This is a genomic window from Desulfatiglans parachlorophenolica (assembly GCF_055394735.1).
On sequence record NZ_AP042460.1, the window covers coordinates 2,040,045 to 2,056,282 of the forward strand.

Consider the following 16,238-nt stretch of genomic DNA (forward strand, 5'->3'; position numbering starts at 1 on the left):
CGGTCAAGTCTCAATCCCCTCAAGTCGGGGCATTCATTCTGACAATCGCTTTTCGCAGATTGCGTTTTGATCTTTCAGTCTCAATCCCCTCAAGTCGGGGCATTCATTCTGACACTAAAACGTCATGCTAGAATTGAAGCACTTGTGAGTGGTCTCAATCCCCTCAAGTCGGGGCATTCATTCTGACATCAATTCAAGGGACCGCAACGGAACTTTTGAATGTTGTCTCAATCCCCTCAAGTCGGGGCATTCATTCTGACATTGCCCATAATGCGAATTTTGAGGTCTTGTGGACGGTCTCAATCCCCTCAAGTCGGGGCATTCATTCTGACGATGAAGAAATGGAGCCCCATCTAACAGCGGATAAGTCTCAATCCCCTCAAGTCGGGGCATTCATTCTGACGAAGGAAGGAGAATTTGTGGCCCGGCAGTTCGATTGTCTCAATCCCCTCAAGTCGGGGCATTCATTCTGACTGATCTCATGAGCCGTGTTGCATTCAGGCTGGCCCAGGTCTCAATCCCCTCAAGTCGGGGCATTCATTCTGACGAGATCAACATGCGCAACAACGTCCCGGACAGTGAAGTCTCAATCCCCTCAAGTCGGGGCATTCATTCTGACGTTTTGCAGGGTTTCAAGTACGTTTCCTTTGAATATCGTCTCAATCCCCTCAAGTCGGGGCATTCATTCTGACTGATTCTTTGGAGGTGACAAAGGAACAGCGAGAAACGTCTCAATCCCCTCAAGTCGGGGCATTCATTCTGACATTTTTTGATGAATTTGATACTGACACTATTGCTGAGTCTCAATCCCCTCAAGTCGGGGCATTCATTCTGACATTCCTAGCATTGATGCTATCTGTACAAATCCCAAGTCTCAATCCCCTCAAGTCGGGGCATTCATTCTGACTTTACTAATTATGAAATAGATTTTATTTCAGAATTAGTCTCAATCCCCTCAAGTCGGGGCATTCATTCTGACTCAATCCCGCCTGAAAGAATACGTCTTGAGATTAAAAGTCTCAATCCCCTCAAGTCGGGGCATTCATTCTGACTGATCTAGTAATTAATGAATTGAAACATTTAAGATTTACTGTCTCAATCCCCTCAAGTCGGGGCATTCATTCTGACAAAGGTTGTCAAACTTGATAATCTAGGATGATGACTAGTCTCAATCCCCTCAAGTCGGGGCATTCATTCTGACTTTAAATCAAATTTATCATATAGGTAAGCTTGTAAAGTCTCAATCCCCTCAAGTCGGGGCATTCATTCTGACCAGATATGAGAAAGGAGAAAGAGTAGAATGAACTGTGGTCTCAATCCCCTCAAGTCGGGGCATTCATTCTGACCCTACCCGTGGCGGATCGAAGTCATTGCGCGCGAGATGTCTCAATCCCCTCAAGTCGGGGCATTCATTCTGACTTACGAGATCCTGTTCGAGTTCAAGCGGATTGCGAAGGGTCTCAATCCCCTCAAGTCGGGGCATTCATTCTGACACAGCCATGCTTTCTCTCGATCACATCAAACGCCTTGTCTCAATCCCCTCAAGTCGGGGCATTCATTCTGACATGTAGCGGTTGGTCTACTGTGGGATGCCACCATCGGTCTCAATCCCCTCAAGTCGGGGCATTCATTCTGACCCAAAGAGGGCATGGGGATCTGAGTGGAGGAGGTAGTCGTCTCAATCCCCTCAAGTCGGGGCATTCATTCTGACTCCAGGGCTGGACGTCAGAACGAGCCTCCGCTCGGTCTCAATCCCCTCAAGTCGGGGCATTCATTCTGACGATGCCAAAAGCAAAGATTCAGAATGCGGCGAGCATGTCTCAATCCCCTCAAGTCGGGGCATTCATTCTGACTCTCGGCCTGGGAAGCCTCTCTCTTTAAAACCCCTGTCTCAATCCCCTCAAGTCGGGGCATTCATTCTGACGATTAGGACGCTTTGCCCCGGCTCCGAGGGCTAAATCGTCTCAATCCCCTCAAGTCGGGGCATTCATTCTGACGGGCGAAGGTTTGGGAAGCGTACAAGGGCCGTTCGGTCTCAATCCCCTCAAGTCGGGGCATTCATTCTGACCGCGCCTTCAATGGTCAGGCGGAAAGCCTGGCCAAGTCTCAATCCCCTCAAGTCGGGGCATTCATTCTGACTCAGACTGGCACTTACACCCATGCACTCTACTGCCTCGTCTCAATCCCCTCAAGTCGGGGCATTCATTCTGACGACAGCACTCGTTGAGTGCGCAATAAAGATACTAGAACAAGAGTCTCAATCCCCTCAAGTCGGGGCATTCATTCTGACTATGGCGAGCTAGTTTTCCTGAGCAAGGGTCCTATCAAGTCTCAATCCCCTCAAGTCGGGGCATTCATTCTGACACATGCCAAAATTCTACACCGGCGTTGGGGCCCGGAGTCTCAATCCCCTCAAGTCGGGGCATTCATTCTGACGGTGGGCTCGGAGGCTGAAGATGGAATTAAAAAGGATAGTCTCAATCCCCTCAAGTCGGGGCATTCATTCTGACATCACCTAACCACAAAAGAATGTGGAGGAAACTCAAGTCTCAATCCCCTCAAGTCGGGGCATTCATTCTGACAGAGCTCGTTTACACGCCGAAGGGCGTGGCGGTTGCGTCTCAATCCCCTCAAGTCGGGGCATTCATTCTGACAGATGAATAGTCGGGCGTTGGAGAACAAGAGCTATAGTCTCAATCCCCTCAAGTCGGGGCATTCATTCTGACATTACATAGAATAACAACTAATAAGAGCCCGGCTCCGAGTCTCAATCCCCTCAAGTCGGGGCATTCATTCTGACTGCGATTAACCCCCTTCGCCCCGGCTCCGAGGGCTATGTCTCAATCCCCTCAAGTCGGGGCATTCATTCTGACCAAAGCCGCTCCAGATTCGAAGCTCCGGTTTATTGGGTCTCAATCCCCTCAAGTCGGGGCATTCATTCTGACGAAGCTCGCCAAGGGTGAAGATTGGCAAGCCGAGGAGTCTCAATCCCCTCAAGTCGGGGCATTCATTCTGACAAATGAGAAATAACGTTCCAGATAGTGAGATATGGATCGTCTCAATCCCCTCAAGTCGGGGCATTCATTCTGACTGGGAAATCGATCTCGCCAAGGGCGTGGAGCTCCAAACAGTCTCAATCCCCTCAAGTCGGGGCATTCATTCTGACAAGGTTCGGGCGCTCCGGCCGGTAGTACCAGCCGGTTAGTCTCAATCCCCTCAAGTCGGGGCATTCATTCTGACGGTCGTTATTGAAGGCCGTGCGCCGATCTGGCGTTATGTCTCAATCCCCTCAAGTCGGGGCATTCATTCTGACCAGTATTCGCAACCAACCTCGCGATCTACGTTGGGGGTCTCAATCCCCTCAAGTCGGGGCATTCATTCTGACGACTCTTCCCAACCTTCTGTGCCGACCAGAATGGTCTCAATCCCCTCAAGTCGGGGCATTCATTCTGACAGCACCATGTTAGTTACCAACAAGCCCGGTTCCCGAGTCTCAATCCCCTCAAGTCGGGGCATTCATTCTGACCCGATAAGTCGGCTAGGCCGGGCGTGAACCGCTCAGACGTCTCAATCCCCTCAAGTCGGGGCATTCATTCTGACGGCTCCGCACGTCTGCGACTTTGAGGATGATTAGGAGTCTCAATCCCCTCAAGTCGGGGCATTCATTCTGACATCAAAGACCTTGGTGGCGTTCTCCGGCCTAGGGATTTTTGTCTCAATCCCCTCAAGTCGGGGCATTCATTCTGACCCTCTTTGGGCCAGAGGCGTAAAAAAATACGGGTTGTATAGTCTCAATCCCCTCAAGTCGGGGCATTCATTCTGACTAATGGTGATAAAAGGTAAAATGGAATGAAATGTAAGTCTCAATCCCCTCAAGTCGGGGCATTCATTCTGACAACTAATCGATGAGAATTTTTCCCTCCCTGATGATGAGAAGTCTCAATCCCCTCAAGTCGGGGCATTCATTCTGACTGATCGCGGTAGTGGCGGCAGTAGCCCTGGGTGCAAAGTCTCAATCCCCTCAAGTCGGGGCATTCATTCTGACTATGATGCCAAGGACGGGACCAAGCGTTTCGTCCTCGAGTCTCAATCCCCTCAAGTCGGGGCATTCATTCTGACTGATGGGGTGGGGAGAGAACAGGACAGGTATCTGTCGTCTCAATCCCCTCAAGTCGGGGCATTCATTCTGACGAGATGTAACGGGAGGTGGTAACGATGATTGATCGAAGTCTCAATCCCCTCAAGTCGGGGCATTCATTCTGACCGAGCTACACGCTCCGGGCCATCGTTAAGTAGCCCCGGGTCTCAATCCCCTCAAGTCGGGGCATTCATTCTGACAATTGGAACTCCGCGCCGCGCGCGCGGAAGTGGTCCAGTCTCAATCCCCTCAAGTCGGGGCATTCATTCTGACCAGAGGAGAGAACATCATGCAGGTCATTGGCTTTACAGTCTCAATCCCCTCAAGTCGGGGCATTCATTCTGACATTATGACTTCGCGATCGAGATCGCCTTTGTCAACCGGTCTCAATCCCCTCAAGTCGGGGCATTCATTCTGACGATTGGAGCCGGGACCACCTTGAAAACGAAATTCCCGGGTCTCAATCCCCTCAAGTCGGGGCATTCATTCTGACGTTGGCGCTGGTATCATCGATCACGCCCACGAACCCGGTCTCAATCCCCTCAAGTCGGGGCATTCATTCTGACAGATTCTTGTTCGCGACGAAAGAGCCGGGTTCGTGGAGTCTCAATCCCCTCAAGTCGGGGCATTCATTCTGACGAGAACAGGACAGGTATCTGTCCTGGCTTTTTCATGTCTCAATCCCCTCAAGTCGGGGCATTCATTCTGACAATGCCGGAGATCGGGGCGCAGTTAATCGCCCGGAGTCTCAATCCCCTCAAGTCGGGGCATTCATTCTGACCGAAGTTGTCAATGTCAAAGACCTTGGTGGCGTTCTCCGGTCTCAATCCCCTCAAGTCGGGGCATTCATTCTGACAAAACGCGAACCCCGAAGCGAACGAGAACGAAGCGAAGTCTCAATCCCCTCAAGTCGGGGCATTCATTCTGACAATTGTGAGAATTGCGAGAATTGCGCTAATGCGTAGTGTCTCAATCCCCTCAAGTCGGGGCATTCATTCTGACAAAAACAAGTTTCTTTCAGGCTATCATCAATATTTAGGTCTCAATCCCCTCAAGTCGGGGCATTCATTCTGACGAAATCTGAAAGTGTTATCAAGAGACACGCTAGAATCGTCTCAATCCCCTCAAGTCGGGGCATTCATTCTGACTGAGTGTATGTCTTCATCGATTAGCGAACTAATCGATGTCTCAATCCCCTCAAGTCGGGGCATTCATTCTGACAAATTCGTTTTGCGCAGATTGTGAATGCGATGAATGGTCTCAATCCCCTCAAGTCGGGGCATTCATTCTGACTTATGATTCGTTTTGCGCAGATTGCGCAGATTGTGAAGTCTCAATCCCCTCAAGTCGGGGCATTCATTCTGACCAACAGATTGTAAATGTGATGAATGTTTGAAGTATATGGTCTCAATCCCCTCAAGTCGGGGCATTCATTCTGACTATCAGGTTTACAATAGTTTTCGAGATTTGCGGTCAAGTCTCAATCCCCTCAAGTCGGGGCATTCATTCTGACGTATTTATAAGGGGGAATGATGCGGGTTCTGGATATTGTCTCAATCCCCTCAAGTCGGGGCATTCATTCTGACATGGGGGCAACTGTTCATGCTGTCAATTTTCGATAGTCTCAATCCCCTCAAGTCGGGGCATTCATTCTGACCCAGCAGAACAAAGGAGGCACAACATGGCGTCGAAAAAGTCTCAATCCCCTCAAGTCGGGGCATTCATTCTGACGAGACGAACGCAGGAACAGAAATTATCAGATAAAAGAGTCTCAATCCCCTCAAGTCGGGGCATTCATTCTGACGACACAAGCGCAGATAATCAGGAAAATGCTAATGTTGTCTCAATCCCCTCAAGTCGGGGCATTCATTCTGACCAGATTTCAACGAAAATCGAACAATCTTGATTTTAAGTCTCAATCCCCTCAAGTCGGGGCATTCATTCTGACAGAAAAAAACGGGGGGGAAACAAGGGGAAGAAAAAAGGTCTCAATCCCCTCAAGTCGGGGCATTCATTCTGACAGTTTTTGCTGTTCACGTTATGATTCAATCTGCGCAAGTCTCAATCCCCTCAAGTCGGGGCATTCATTCTGACAGAAGATTTATCTGCAACAAGAAGTTGCAGAAATTATGTCTCAATCCCCTCAAGTCGGGGCATTCATTCTGACCCATGCGCAATGGCGTTCCTGACAACGAAATCTGGAGTCTCAATCCCCTCAAGTCGGGGCATTCATTCTGACTGGATCCGGGATTGGGAAATTCCGAATTACAAGATTGGTCTCAATCCCCTCAAGTCGGGGCATTCATTCTGACAGATGTGGTGACCGTTCTGTCCCGCCGGTACATCCGGGTCTCAATCCCCTCAAGTCGGGGCATTCATTCTGACACATGTATTTTTCGCCAGAGTGCATGTCCTCGTCGATGTCTCAATCCCCTCAAGTCGGGGCATTCATTCTGACCTACGATCTACGTATCTTTATCAAGAAATTAATCGCTGTCTCAATCCCCTCAAGTCGGGGCATTCATTCTGACATAGATATTTTTCACCCGAATGTCTATCCTCGTCGAGTCTCAATCCCCTCAAGTCGGGGCATTCATTCTGACTATCAAGTGTATTGCTTCGTATGATTGAGATGGAAAAGTCTCAATCCCCTCAAGTCGGGGCATTCATTCTGACTGCGACACTCTGAGCCCTGGGAGGATGTGGAGCTTGACTGAGTCTCAATCCCCTCAAGTCGGGGCATTCATTCTGACTGTCTGAAGTATAGATACTTTTCACCCGAATGCATGGTCTCAATCCCCTCAAGTCGGGGCATTCATTCTGACTTTGAGATTGTCTTGAAACGCGAATTTTCAAAAATAGTCGTCTCAATCCCCTCAAGTCGGGGCATTCATTCTGACGGCAGTAGCCGCCCTGGGTGCAAACCTTGTCGCGCCGGGTCTCAATCCCCTCAAGTCGGGGCATTCATTCTGACTTGAGGTGTCGAGCATACTGCTTCGTATGATTGAGATGGAAGTCTCAATCCCCTCAAGTCGGGGCATTCATTCTGACAGATACGATCAATATAGATGAATATGCAGACAATCTGAGTCTCAATCCCCTCAAGTCGGGGCATTCATTCTGACGAACGAGAACCCCGAAGTGAACGAAGCGAATCACCTTGTCTCAATCCCCTCAAGTCGGGGCATTCATTCTGACAAGTTTGACAATTTTTAAAACAGAAGATGAATTTAAGTCTCAATCCCCTCAAGTCGGGGCATTCATTCTGACATTCAGGACCGCAATCCTGAATTTCAAAAGAAATAGTCTCAATCCCCTCAAGTCGGGGCATTCATTCTGACCTTCGCTCGGGCAAAGACCCAGAATATGGAGCAGGGGGTCTCAATCCCCTCAAGTCGGGGCATTCATTCTGACACAAGATGACTTGAACAACTTGGCTAAAACGGTTCCCGTCTCAATCCCCTCAAGTCGGGGCATTCATTCTGACCGAGTTCATAGAGGGGAGCGTTCAGGTATTGATTGCTGTCTCAATCCCCTCAAGTCGGGGCATTCATTCTGACGGGAACCGGAAAATCCCGGCCTCTTGACAAGCTCATAGTCTCAATCCCCTCAAGTCGGGGCATTCATTCTGACATGGATGACGTAGGTAGCGGAAACCTTGCTGCCCATGTCGTCTCAATCCCCTCAAGTCGGGGCATTCATTCTGACAACGTGGGGCGAGCGCACCTCGTGGGTGCCGGTTCGGTCTCAATCCCCTCAAGTCGGGGCATTCATTCTGACAAAGGCAAAGGCAAAGGTGATAGTGTAATCACTCCTGGTCTCAATCCCCTCAAGTCGGGGCATTCATTCTGACCGATGCGACGTTTAACTATTATTTCACGCTTGTTTCGGTCTCAATCCCCTCAAGTCGGGGCATTCATTCTGACATAATGCGGAGCGTTGTTTTTGTGAACTTATGGAGGTCTCAATCCCCTCAAGTCGGGGCATTCATTCTGACATATGGAAAGCTGGCAGATATTTCACTTCGCGAAGAAAAGTCTCAATCCCCTCAAGTCGGGGCATTCATTCTGACTTTCGTTGTATGGCAGAAGCCCCCGCAGCCGATACCGTCTCAATCCCCTCAAGTCGGGGCATTCATTCTGACTTTCTCTGGATGGATTGGAGGGAAATATAAAGTCACCCTGTCTCAATCCCCTCAAGTCGGGGCATTCATTCTGACTTTTATCTTGGGACATAATAATTTTATGTCACACTGTCTCAATCCCCTCAAGTCGGGGCATTCATTCTGACAAAGAAACGCTGTCCAGGTTGATGTTATGACATCGTCTCAATCCCCTCAAGTCGGGGCATTCATTCTGACTAAAATGAACTGTGTTATTTCCAAAGATAAAGGCATGTAGTCTCAATCCCCTCAAGTCGGGGCATTCATTCTGACATAGCGTAGTTGTCACCTTTTTTATGGCAAGATTGAGTCTCAATCCCCTCAAGTCGGGGCATTCATTCTGACATATCTTATCGTAACTGATGATGAAGCTGATGATCTATGTCTCAATCCCCTCAAGTCGGGGCATTCATTCTGACTAAAGAAGGTGAAAGACTCCGCAAGGAACAGGAAAAGTCTCAATCCCCTCAAGTCGGGGCATTCATTCTGACTATGGCATGGGGTCCAGGAGGTGTAGGAAAAACTTCGTCTCAATCCCCTCAAGTCGGGGCATTCATTCTGACTCTCGGCGGGTGTAGCTCCTGTCGGGTCGGGTCTTTTGTCTCAATCCCCTCAAGTCGGGGCATTCATTCTGACGTTGGGGAGGTTTTCAAAGTTCGAGATTTCGATTTTGTCTCAATCCCCTCAAGTCGGGGCATTCATTCTGACCTGTTCCGACTTCTCGTGGTGGGAAGCGGGCCTCTACCGCGTCTCAATCCCCTCAAGTCGGGGCATTCATTCTGACCGTTGAAAAATGAAGGGGTTGGAAAGGTTGCGACGAGTCTCAATCCCCTCAAGTCGGGGCATTCATTCTGACTTTCCTGGGGACTCCGGCCACTGCGGGTGCCCAGAAGGTCTCAATCCCCTCAAGTCGGGGCATTCATTCTGACTCTGCCTCTGGAGAGCTAATATTTACGCGGGCCCCAGGGAAGAAAACCGGGCATATCCCCCAAAAAGGGCGACCGGTTGTTTTGAAGTATGCCAGAAAGCGGGTCGGCGTTATAATAAGATATTGGAATTTCGGTAAATACCGAAAACCGGGCATCGATTTTTAGTGAAATTAGTGATTTCAACATGTTAAACCACTCCTACAATTTTGTCGGGAGATGCACGGTAAATATGGTTGAGCCCGGTGAAATCTCAACGGTTTTCTAGGATCCGAACCCCGAAGCTGGTTCGGCTCGATTACCAAGCTCCGGGGTATTTTATCATTTTTAGGGCAATATCTCCAATATATTGAACCCATTGCCAATCGGTTGGACCCACACATCGGCCGTCAGCGGCTTTCTCCTCTGAAACAGCTTTTTCTGGAGACTCTCCGGGACAATGTCGCGGCTTTTCGTGTAGGCCTTCTGCCCCTCGTGGTTTGCAGTCAGCGTCTGGTTGTTCGGTGTCCAGACCAGGACAGCGGCAGGCCAGAGGATCTTCTCCGGTTCAACCGGTTCTTCCGGCCCGGGATCGCCAGTCTTTTCGGGCCCCAGGCCTGACGCAGTCAGCACTTGGTCTACAGCACCCTCAGAAAACGCCGGCTCGTTTGGATGAAGAGGCACCGCCGCCTTTTCCAGTCTGACCAGGGCTTCTCCTGCAAAACGCCCGTCCTCGACCGGGCGAAGGAGCACCCAGCCGAGAGGGACGCAGGGGGTTCCATCCGAAGGGCTGAGGGCCAGGCGGCGCGTCTTGGGGAAAACAGCGAACAGGCGTCTCTCCGCTTCGCCGAAGGTTTTTCCGCAGTTTTTATTGGTGCATTTGTATCTGCCCGGCCCATCCCTGCGGGGTTTCTCCCGGCTGCAGAACGGGCAGAGGATTTTCCCGAGGTTTTTCTCCCGCCTGACCGCCTCGAGGTCGCCCGCACTCATCCAGTCCCCGGTCATCCCTTTCCAGCCGCTCCCCCAGGCAAGCCTAAGGATGCATTCGCCCGATGAAGAATCCAGATTTCGGATGGCCGCGGCGATTTCGGCGCAGGTCTTCGCAGCTCCCGCTCCGGCAGCGCCATAGCGCGAGAAGAACGACTGCTCCCCTTGGGCTATGCTCAGACTGTGGCGGTTGACGGCGTCCGCAAGGTCCTGCAGGGTGCGGATACCCGGGCAGTCCGGCAATGCCCCGGCAAGCCGCGTCGTCTGCGATTGAAAAAAGGAATCCATGCCGATTCGGGCGACGAAGCAGGCCCCCGCGCGGGCCGCTTCGACAAAAACGCCCCGCGCCTCATTCCAGCTGTTTTTCGTCTTCTTGTCGCCGAAATCCTTCCACCCCGCCTGATCAGGCGATAAGAGGTTGAAAAAGCGCACGTCCAGCGCCTCGAGCATCCCCTTCTCCGGTTCAAGTCCCGGGCTGTCGCTCACCTGCAAAAAGCGCAGAAAGTCGTGGTGCGGGTCTTTCCCATCGAGCGCGTTGACGGCCTCTTGAAAATTTTTAAAATTTCTCCGAATCTCCGGCAATGCGGACCGGTCGAGGGTCATCCAGAGAGCGGTTCTTATGGCGCCTTTCAAAGTGGTGCCAGGGAGATACGGCCGCCCATAGGCGTCTTTGATGAAGCGGCGAAGTTCAGCGGGGGAGCCGCCGCCCCTCACCGGCAAGGTGTAAGCAACGGTAGGATCGAGCTTATAGGCCTTCATGAACCTTTCCAGATGGAAAGACCCGTGTCCCAGTTCGCCCAGCGCAGCGTTGTTGGACCGTAGGGAGATGAGAAGGTCCTCCAGGCTGATCACTCGGAGCCCGGCGGTGGATCGCACAAAATCGAGGCCCTCCCTCAGTTCCTCGCCGTCCCCGATGTGAAGAGGCGTCAGAAGGTGCACCTCGAAGGTTTTCGTATCGCGGGGCATGGTCATGATGCAGCCTCCATGAGTTCGGGCGGTTCGGCGCACGGAACCGCAAACGCTCTGAAATCCCGAGGGGCCGAGTGCCCGATGCGAAGGTTCAAGGTTTGCCTCAACTCAGTGATCAGTGTCTGATCCAGCATCGGCACGATTCGTCCTTCAGGCCTGAGGGAAAAATAGGAGCCCTCGGTAAACGCCCGGATCGGAGGCCTGCCGAGGGTGGACTGATGGATCCAGCCCGAACGCGTGGTCAACCCGTAGGCGGTTTTTGCGGTCAATCCCTGGAGATCCTCTTTGGGATCAGGGTTGTAGAGAGACAGGGTGACCCACCCCTTCCCCGCCGCTGCGAAAGACTCGAATTCCTCCTCGCTGCACACCTCGAACGATCCCAGGCCGCTGCTCCGATCCGCCCCGAGGCCCTGATCGCCCAGAAAGTCCAGCGCGGCTCGAAGGCGGCCATCTTGCCCTTTGGCAGCATCCGCCAGGAAGAAAAGCCCTGCGTCCGGCGCAAAAAACTGGAGGGCGAAGAAGAAAAGCCCCTCCCCGCCCGGAACCCCCAAACGGTCTACACTCACGCGCTGCCTCTCGCTCAGCACCCAGGGTGCCGCACCGCTGCCAAGAAGTTCGGTACCGCGCAGCTCCGTGCTGGACACCGCGATTCCGCCGGGAAGGAGTTCGACCTCGTCCCTGCCGATCCGCCCGCCTTGGAGCACCTGTTCAAAGAGGGGGCACGAGAGCCAGCGTACCTTCTTCAAATCCTTCCGGATCTGGAGGGATCGCACGTCGGCTTCATGAGCGTTCTTGGGTCCGTGCGGTTGCAGCTTAGCCGTCTGCCGCCAAATATTCCATGCCGGCGCGGGAAAAAGCAGCGTCGATCCCGCATAGGGGAAGGCCGAACTCACCTTGAACGGCGGGTCTGAGAATACCCCCGGGGCGTCTTCGGGAAAAAGCACCGCCCAGGACAGCGCTAGGGCGGCCGACAGGGTGTCGGATCGGACGAACTCCTCCGCGCTTTCCGGCTCGCCGGAGCCCCGCGAATCGACGTGCAGGGCCGAACGAAACTTCAGTCTGAAGAGCTTCATACTCCCCTCCGCCTATGGGCGCCTGAGCGCCTCCGGTACCTGGACCTCGAGCGCCTCGGGTTCGAGGTTCTCCCGGTAGTGGCGGGCCGTTTTGGCCGTCACCGATGCGACATCGAACTGCACCCGGCCGTAGCCCCTGCTCCCGTGGCCCCCGAGGTAATCGTCCTGAAGAAGCTGCATGCACTCGAAGAGCCACCCCAGGTACTCCTGCTCCGAGTCGTCCCCGTAAAGGTTGAGGACAAAGCTGAAACCGAAGGCCGCGCCCGCCGGGACGCGCTCGATCTGCCGCGGGTTTGCCTGGCTCGTGATCCGGTCGATGGCCACTTCGGTTTTGACCTCGGTAAGCGGCATGTCGGTGTTGCGCGCCTCCTCGAGCAGCTCCGCATTCAACAGCATGGCATCACGCACCACCAGGCGCTGGGGGATGAATGCGCCTTCCTTCGGCTGGCGGTCGATGGGGACGCCGAAGAGCTTTGCGGACGCCTGCCCGGAATCGGAGGCGGGCCCGGCTGATTTCAGCTTGGCACCCGAGGCGAGATGCGGCCCGAGATCCTCCAGGCGCGTGACGAGCCCTTTTTCGCTCTTGTCGAGTTTTACGGTCATCTCACCGCGCATCCGCTCGAAAAGGCTACGCATCTTCCCCCGCAGCGAGGAGCCGGGGATGTAAGGGTGGTTGGTCAACGGGTCGCGGACGACGATCTGGTCCGCCCCGCCAATGGCCATTTCGGTCGAGTTTCCGCCGATGTGCAGCCCGGTAAGGGCGGTGATCGTGCCGGAAACGAAGAGCCTGGTCTTGAATTCGAACTGGGTGGCGTCGCTCATGGTTATTTCCCTCCCTCCGCCTTGTGGTATGCGAGAATCGCCTCAAAAAAATCGAAAAATCGCTTCATCCTTTCCTCGCGGCCGTCGGCAAGATCGATGGCATGGGAAAGGCATTCGACAAGCGTCTTGAAACCCGGTACCTGTGGAGCCTTTTTGAGTGTATTCTTGTTTACCCTGCCCTCGGCATAGGCCATCTTTGGTTTCAGCAGCAACAGACGACCGAACATCTCTTGTATATTGTCCGCTCTAAGTTTCATCTGAACAGTCTTACAAGTCCCGTAAATGTTTCTAATCTGCGAGGTACTAACGGAATGATTCTTGTCAACTTCTCCATTTTTACCCACTTCTACCATCTTTGCGGCGATCTGCTCAGCCACCCGGACAAGCGTCTTCGGGTCGCCTTGAACGATGATGGCATCGATCTCTTTCTCGTACTCACAGGCACTCATGATTTATCTCCTTTCCGATGCAGGTAATCAGCCCAACGCAGGGGCAGTTCCAGCCAGGTATAAACAGGCAGGACCGGCCCGGCGCCTTTTTGTTCAGTGGGGAAAAGCTTCTCGGCCCAGAGGGTGATCATGCCGTCTTCATCCTTCCCATAGCGGCGCTTCAACTGGTAGGCGGTGCGCCATCTCCAGGCCTCGTAGGCGATCATGCGCCAGGCCTCGGGCTCCTTCAGGCCGCGGCGCAGCATCAACCTGCCGACGAGTCCGCGGTTGACCTCGGCCGTGCGCATGAGAAAGGAAAGAAGGCCTCTGTCCCCGGGCTTCCCGCCGGGAGGGGCGATGTCCGCCTCCAGCCACGACCGGATCTCACGGGCGCCCGCCAGGTCTTCCCACGGAACGGCCACGTCCAGGAAGCAGAAGCCGTCCTTGTGGAGGGGGTCGTGGTCCCCGGCCCAGGACCTCCGGACCGTCTTGGCCTTTTCCTCCGCCTTGCCGGCCATGAGGGCCCCCTTGTAGATGGGGAACTTCCCTCGCTGGAGCGTGATTCCGCCCGAGATGGAAAGGTCCGGGTTCCCGCAGCAGAAGGTCCTGAAATCGTCGTGGATCCGCTGGGCTAGATCCGGCAGCTGGTGCCAGGACCCGATGATGAAGAGATCGTCGCCGCCTGCGTAGACGACGCGGCACTGCCTGAACGGCTCCTCCTCGAGCAGACGCGGCACGTACCCGGAGAAAAAGTGATTCAACTGCCGTGAGAGGGTGACCATCCGCGAAATGGAGGCCATCGGCTTGCGGCCGGGCGTTCCGGTCTCCTTGTCCAGGACGACATCCCCCCAGCCGTCTTTGACATTCCCGTCCACCGTTACAGGCGAGCGCTCCGGAAATCGAAGGCCCTCGATGAAGACGGCGCCCAAGTTATCGACGTCCATACGCAGGACGCCGAGCCGCCTGAGGCCTTGGGATTGATCGGCGAAGTCCTCGAAGTCCGGGAACCCGCCATGCTCCGCGCCCCACCTCCCCAGGTAGAACGCGCCCAGGCTGCAGGGAGGAAGGCTCAGGGCAGCCAAAGGCCTCTCGCCGGTCTGATTCAGGAAAGCGCATTCGCCGTCGAATGCCTCCAGCCGTTTGAGCGAGGGAAACTGCTCATCGGTGAGAACGATCAGCCCCGCACCGAAACCGTCGAAAAAAACCACGGCGCTGTCCATAACCCCGAGCCGTTTGGCAACCCCCGTCACACAGTCCGGATCACCCCAGATCGTGAGGAGGGCCTCGGCGGTCTTCAGCGCCTTTCCGAGATCCTGAAGCGTATTGCAGGCATCGCAGCGCGTCTTGTCCGGCGCAATGTTCCGGGTCCCGCAGACCTCGCAGCTCCGGACCGGGTTGAAATCGGTCCGGGGAGCGAAGAACTCCGGGGACAGGTGCTCACGGAAGCGGGTCCGGCGGTCGCGCTCCAAAGACCGGGCGGCTTCGTCCCAGGCCTCCTGCATCCGCCCCTGGCTGAACTGAGCCCCGGTGACGTTGGCCGTGCCGAGACCCAGGAAAACCTCTCCTTCGAAGGCCTCGAGAAGCCAGCGGTTCACCTTCGCGCGCGCGGAGCGGAGGGGCTCCTCGAGACGGGCCGGGATCAGCAGGTAGAACTTCCCCCCGGAATTGTAGAGGAGACCGGCCCTGGTCATGCCGAGCTCCCGCAGGATAAAATCGGCCGCCAGGCGGCAGAAATACTGGACGTAAAACGACCGGCCGCGAAGCCCCTTGGCGGCCCCCTTGTTCGTCAGGTTGTAGATGAAGCGCTGGATCCCTGAGAAATCGCCGCAGACGAGGAGCCATTTCGGATCGTCTTTGGTCTGGATCCCCTGGCGCGGGGCATCGCGTCCGGCATGCTCGAGCATCAGGGCCTGGGCAATGGCCGCCGTGGTGCGGAGATGGTCGAAGAGGCTGATGTCCGGATGGCGCACGTTGGTGGCCGCCGGGACGTTCGCTGTGTATCGTTCGAGCAGCATGAAAAGGGTCTCGAGCAAATGGAACAATGAGATCTCGGGGCGCTGCTCCGCAAGGGCTTCCAGATCCGCGAGCAGAGCTTCCCCAAGCGCACGGTACTCCGCCTCCATCGGCTGCTCCGACAGGAGGTGGGCCCATTCCGATGGCCGCTGGACGCCGCCCCCCGCCGCTTTGCTTGCCAAAAGGTTCAGGTCGGACGCGCCCCGCGGGAAAAGTCCGTCCCGGTCCGCCGTAAGGCGCCCCAGCGGATAGCGCATGGTCGTGAAGGTCTTATCGTTCCGCCCCAGAAAGACGCGCTCCAGCACCGGCTCGAGAAGGGTCCGCTGGTGGACCTTCCGGACATAGTACTGCCCCTCCTCCCTCTCGCTCGACGAAAGCCGGTCTGCGATCCGGACAACGGTCGCTTCGAGCCCGCTTTCGTCGTTGCGGTGGTGGGCGGCGCACCAGATCTTCCAGTCCTTGTGCGCAGAGGCCTTGAGGCATGAGAATTTATCCTCCAGCCAGTCGCAGAAGGCCCGTGTGTAGGCCGAGTGCAGATGTGTGTGATAGCCCTTGCCGTCCTCCCTGCACATGGAGAGGTATTCGTTCTCCTTGAGCACGTCCCCCAGGTCCGGCACCGGCCCCCTTTCGAACAGCTTCCCTGTATCGTGGAGCAGGGCCGCCAGGACGATCAATATTTGCTTTTCCTCCTGCATGGGTATCTTTCCTCCCGTTATCGCGCGATAATCGGCTGCCGCTCTG

General features: G+C 54.6%; 5 protein-coding genes and 1 CRISPR repeat array (1 of these 6 only partly in view). All 5 genes read right to left on the reverse strand.

The window, feature by feature from the left end; genetic code table 11:
* A CRISPR array of direct repeats spans window positions 1–9,229; the repeat unit is 36 nt; unit sequence GTCTCAATCCCCTCAAGTCGGGGCATTCATTCTGAC (it extends 6,617 nt beyond the left edge of the window).
* Between the two features lie 324 nt (window positions 9,230–9,553).
* From csm5 to cas10, 5 genes are read right to left on the reverse strand one after another with little or no spacing between them, the layout of a single operon-like run.
* On the reverse strand, window positions 9,554–11,164 hold the full coding sequence (gene csm5, locus ACZ500_RS09630) for a type III-A CRISPR-associated RAMP protein Csm5 (RefSeq protein ID WP_464232282.1): 1,611 nt from the start codon (window positions 11,162–11,164) through the stop codon (window positions 9,554–9,556).
* Window positions 11,161–12,234, reverse strand: a complete 1,074-nt coding sequence (gene csm4, locus ACZ500_RS09635; protein WP_464232283.1) for a type III-A CRISPR-associated RAMP protein Csm4 — start codon at window positions 12,232–12,234, stop codon at window positions 11,161–11,163. Before csm4 ends, csm5 begins: the two co-directional genes overlap by 4 nt.
* A 12-nt stretch (window positions 12,235–12,246) precedes the next feature.
* Complete coding sequence (gene csm3, locus ACZ500_RS09640) at window positions 12,247–13,056, reverse strand: type III-A CRISPR-associated RAMP protein Csm3 (protein WP_464232284.1); 810 nt, start codon at window positions 13,054–13,056, stop codon at window positions 12,247–12,249.
* Between the two features lie 2 nt (window positions 13,057–13,058).
* Entirely contained in the window at window positions 13,059–13,505 is a 447-nt protein-coding gene (gene csm2, locus ACZ500_RS09645) for a type III-A CRISPR-associated protein Csm2 (protein ID WP_464232285.1), read from the reverse strand.
* A complete protein-coding gene (cas10, locus tag ACZ500_RS09650) occupies window positions 13,502–16,192 on the reverse strand; it encodes a type III-A CRISPR-associated protein Cas10/Csm1 (RefSeq protein WP_464232286.1) in 2,691 nt (896 codons plus the stop codon). The genes csm2 and cas10 overlap by 4 nt, the downstream gene beginning before the upstream one ends.
* Window positions 16,193–16,238: the final 46 nt, after the last annotated feature.

Bases quoted from the DNA above. Each gene is read 5' to 3' on its own strand.
- csm5 (WP_464232282.1), bottom strand. From the start codon at position 11,164: ATGACCATGCCCCGCGATACGAAAACCTTCGAGGTGCACCTTCTGACG.
- csm4 (WP_464232283.1), bottom strand. From the start codon at position 12,234: ATGAAGCTCTTCAGACTGAAGTTTCGTTCGGCCCTGCACGTCGATTCG.
- csm3 (WP_464232284.1), bottom strand. From the start codon at position 13,056: ATGAGCGACGCCACCCAGTTCGAATTCAAGACCAGGCTCTTCGTTTCC.
- csm2 (WP_464232285.1), bottom strand. From the start codon at position 13,505: ATGAGTGCCTGTGAGTACGAGAAAGAGATCGATGCCATCATCGTTCAA.
- cas10 (WP_464232286.1), bottom strand. From the start codon at position 16,192: ATGCAGGAGGAAAAGCAAATATTGATCGTCCTGGCGGCCCTGCTCCAC.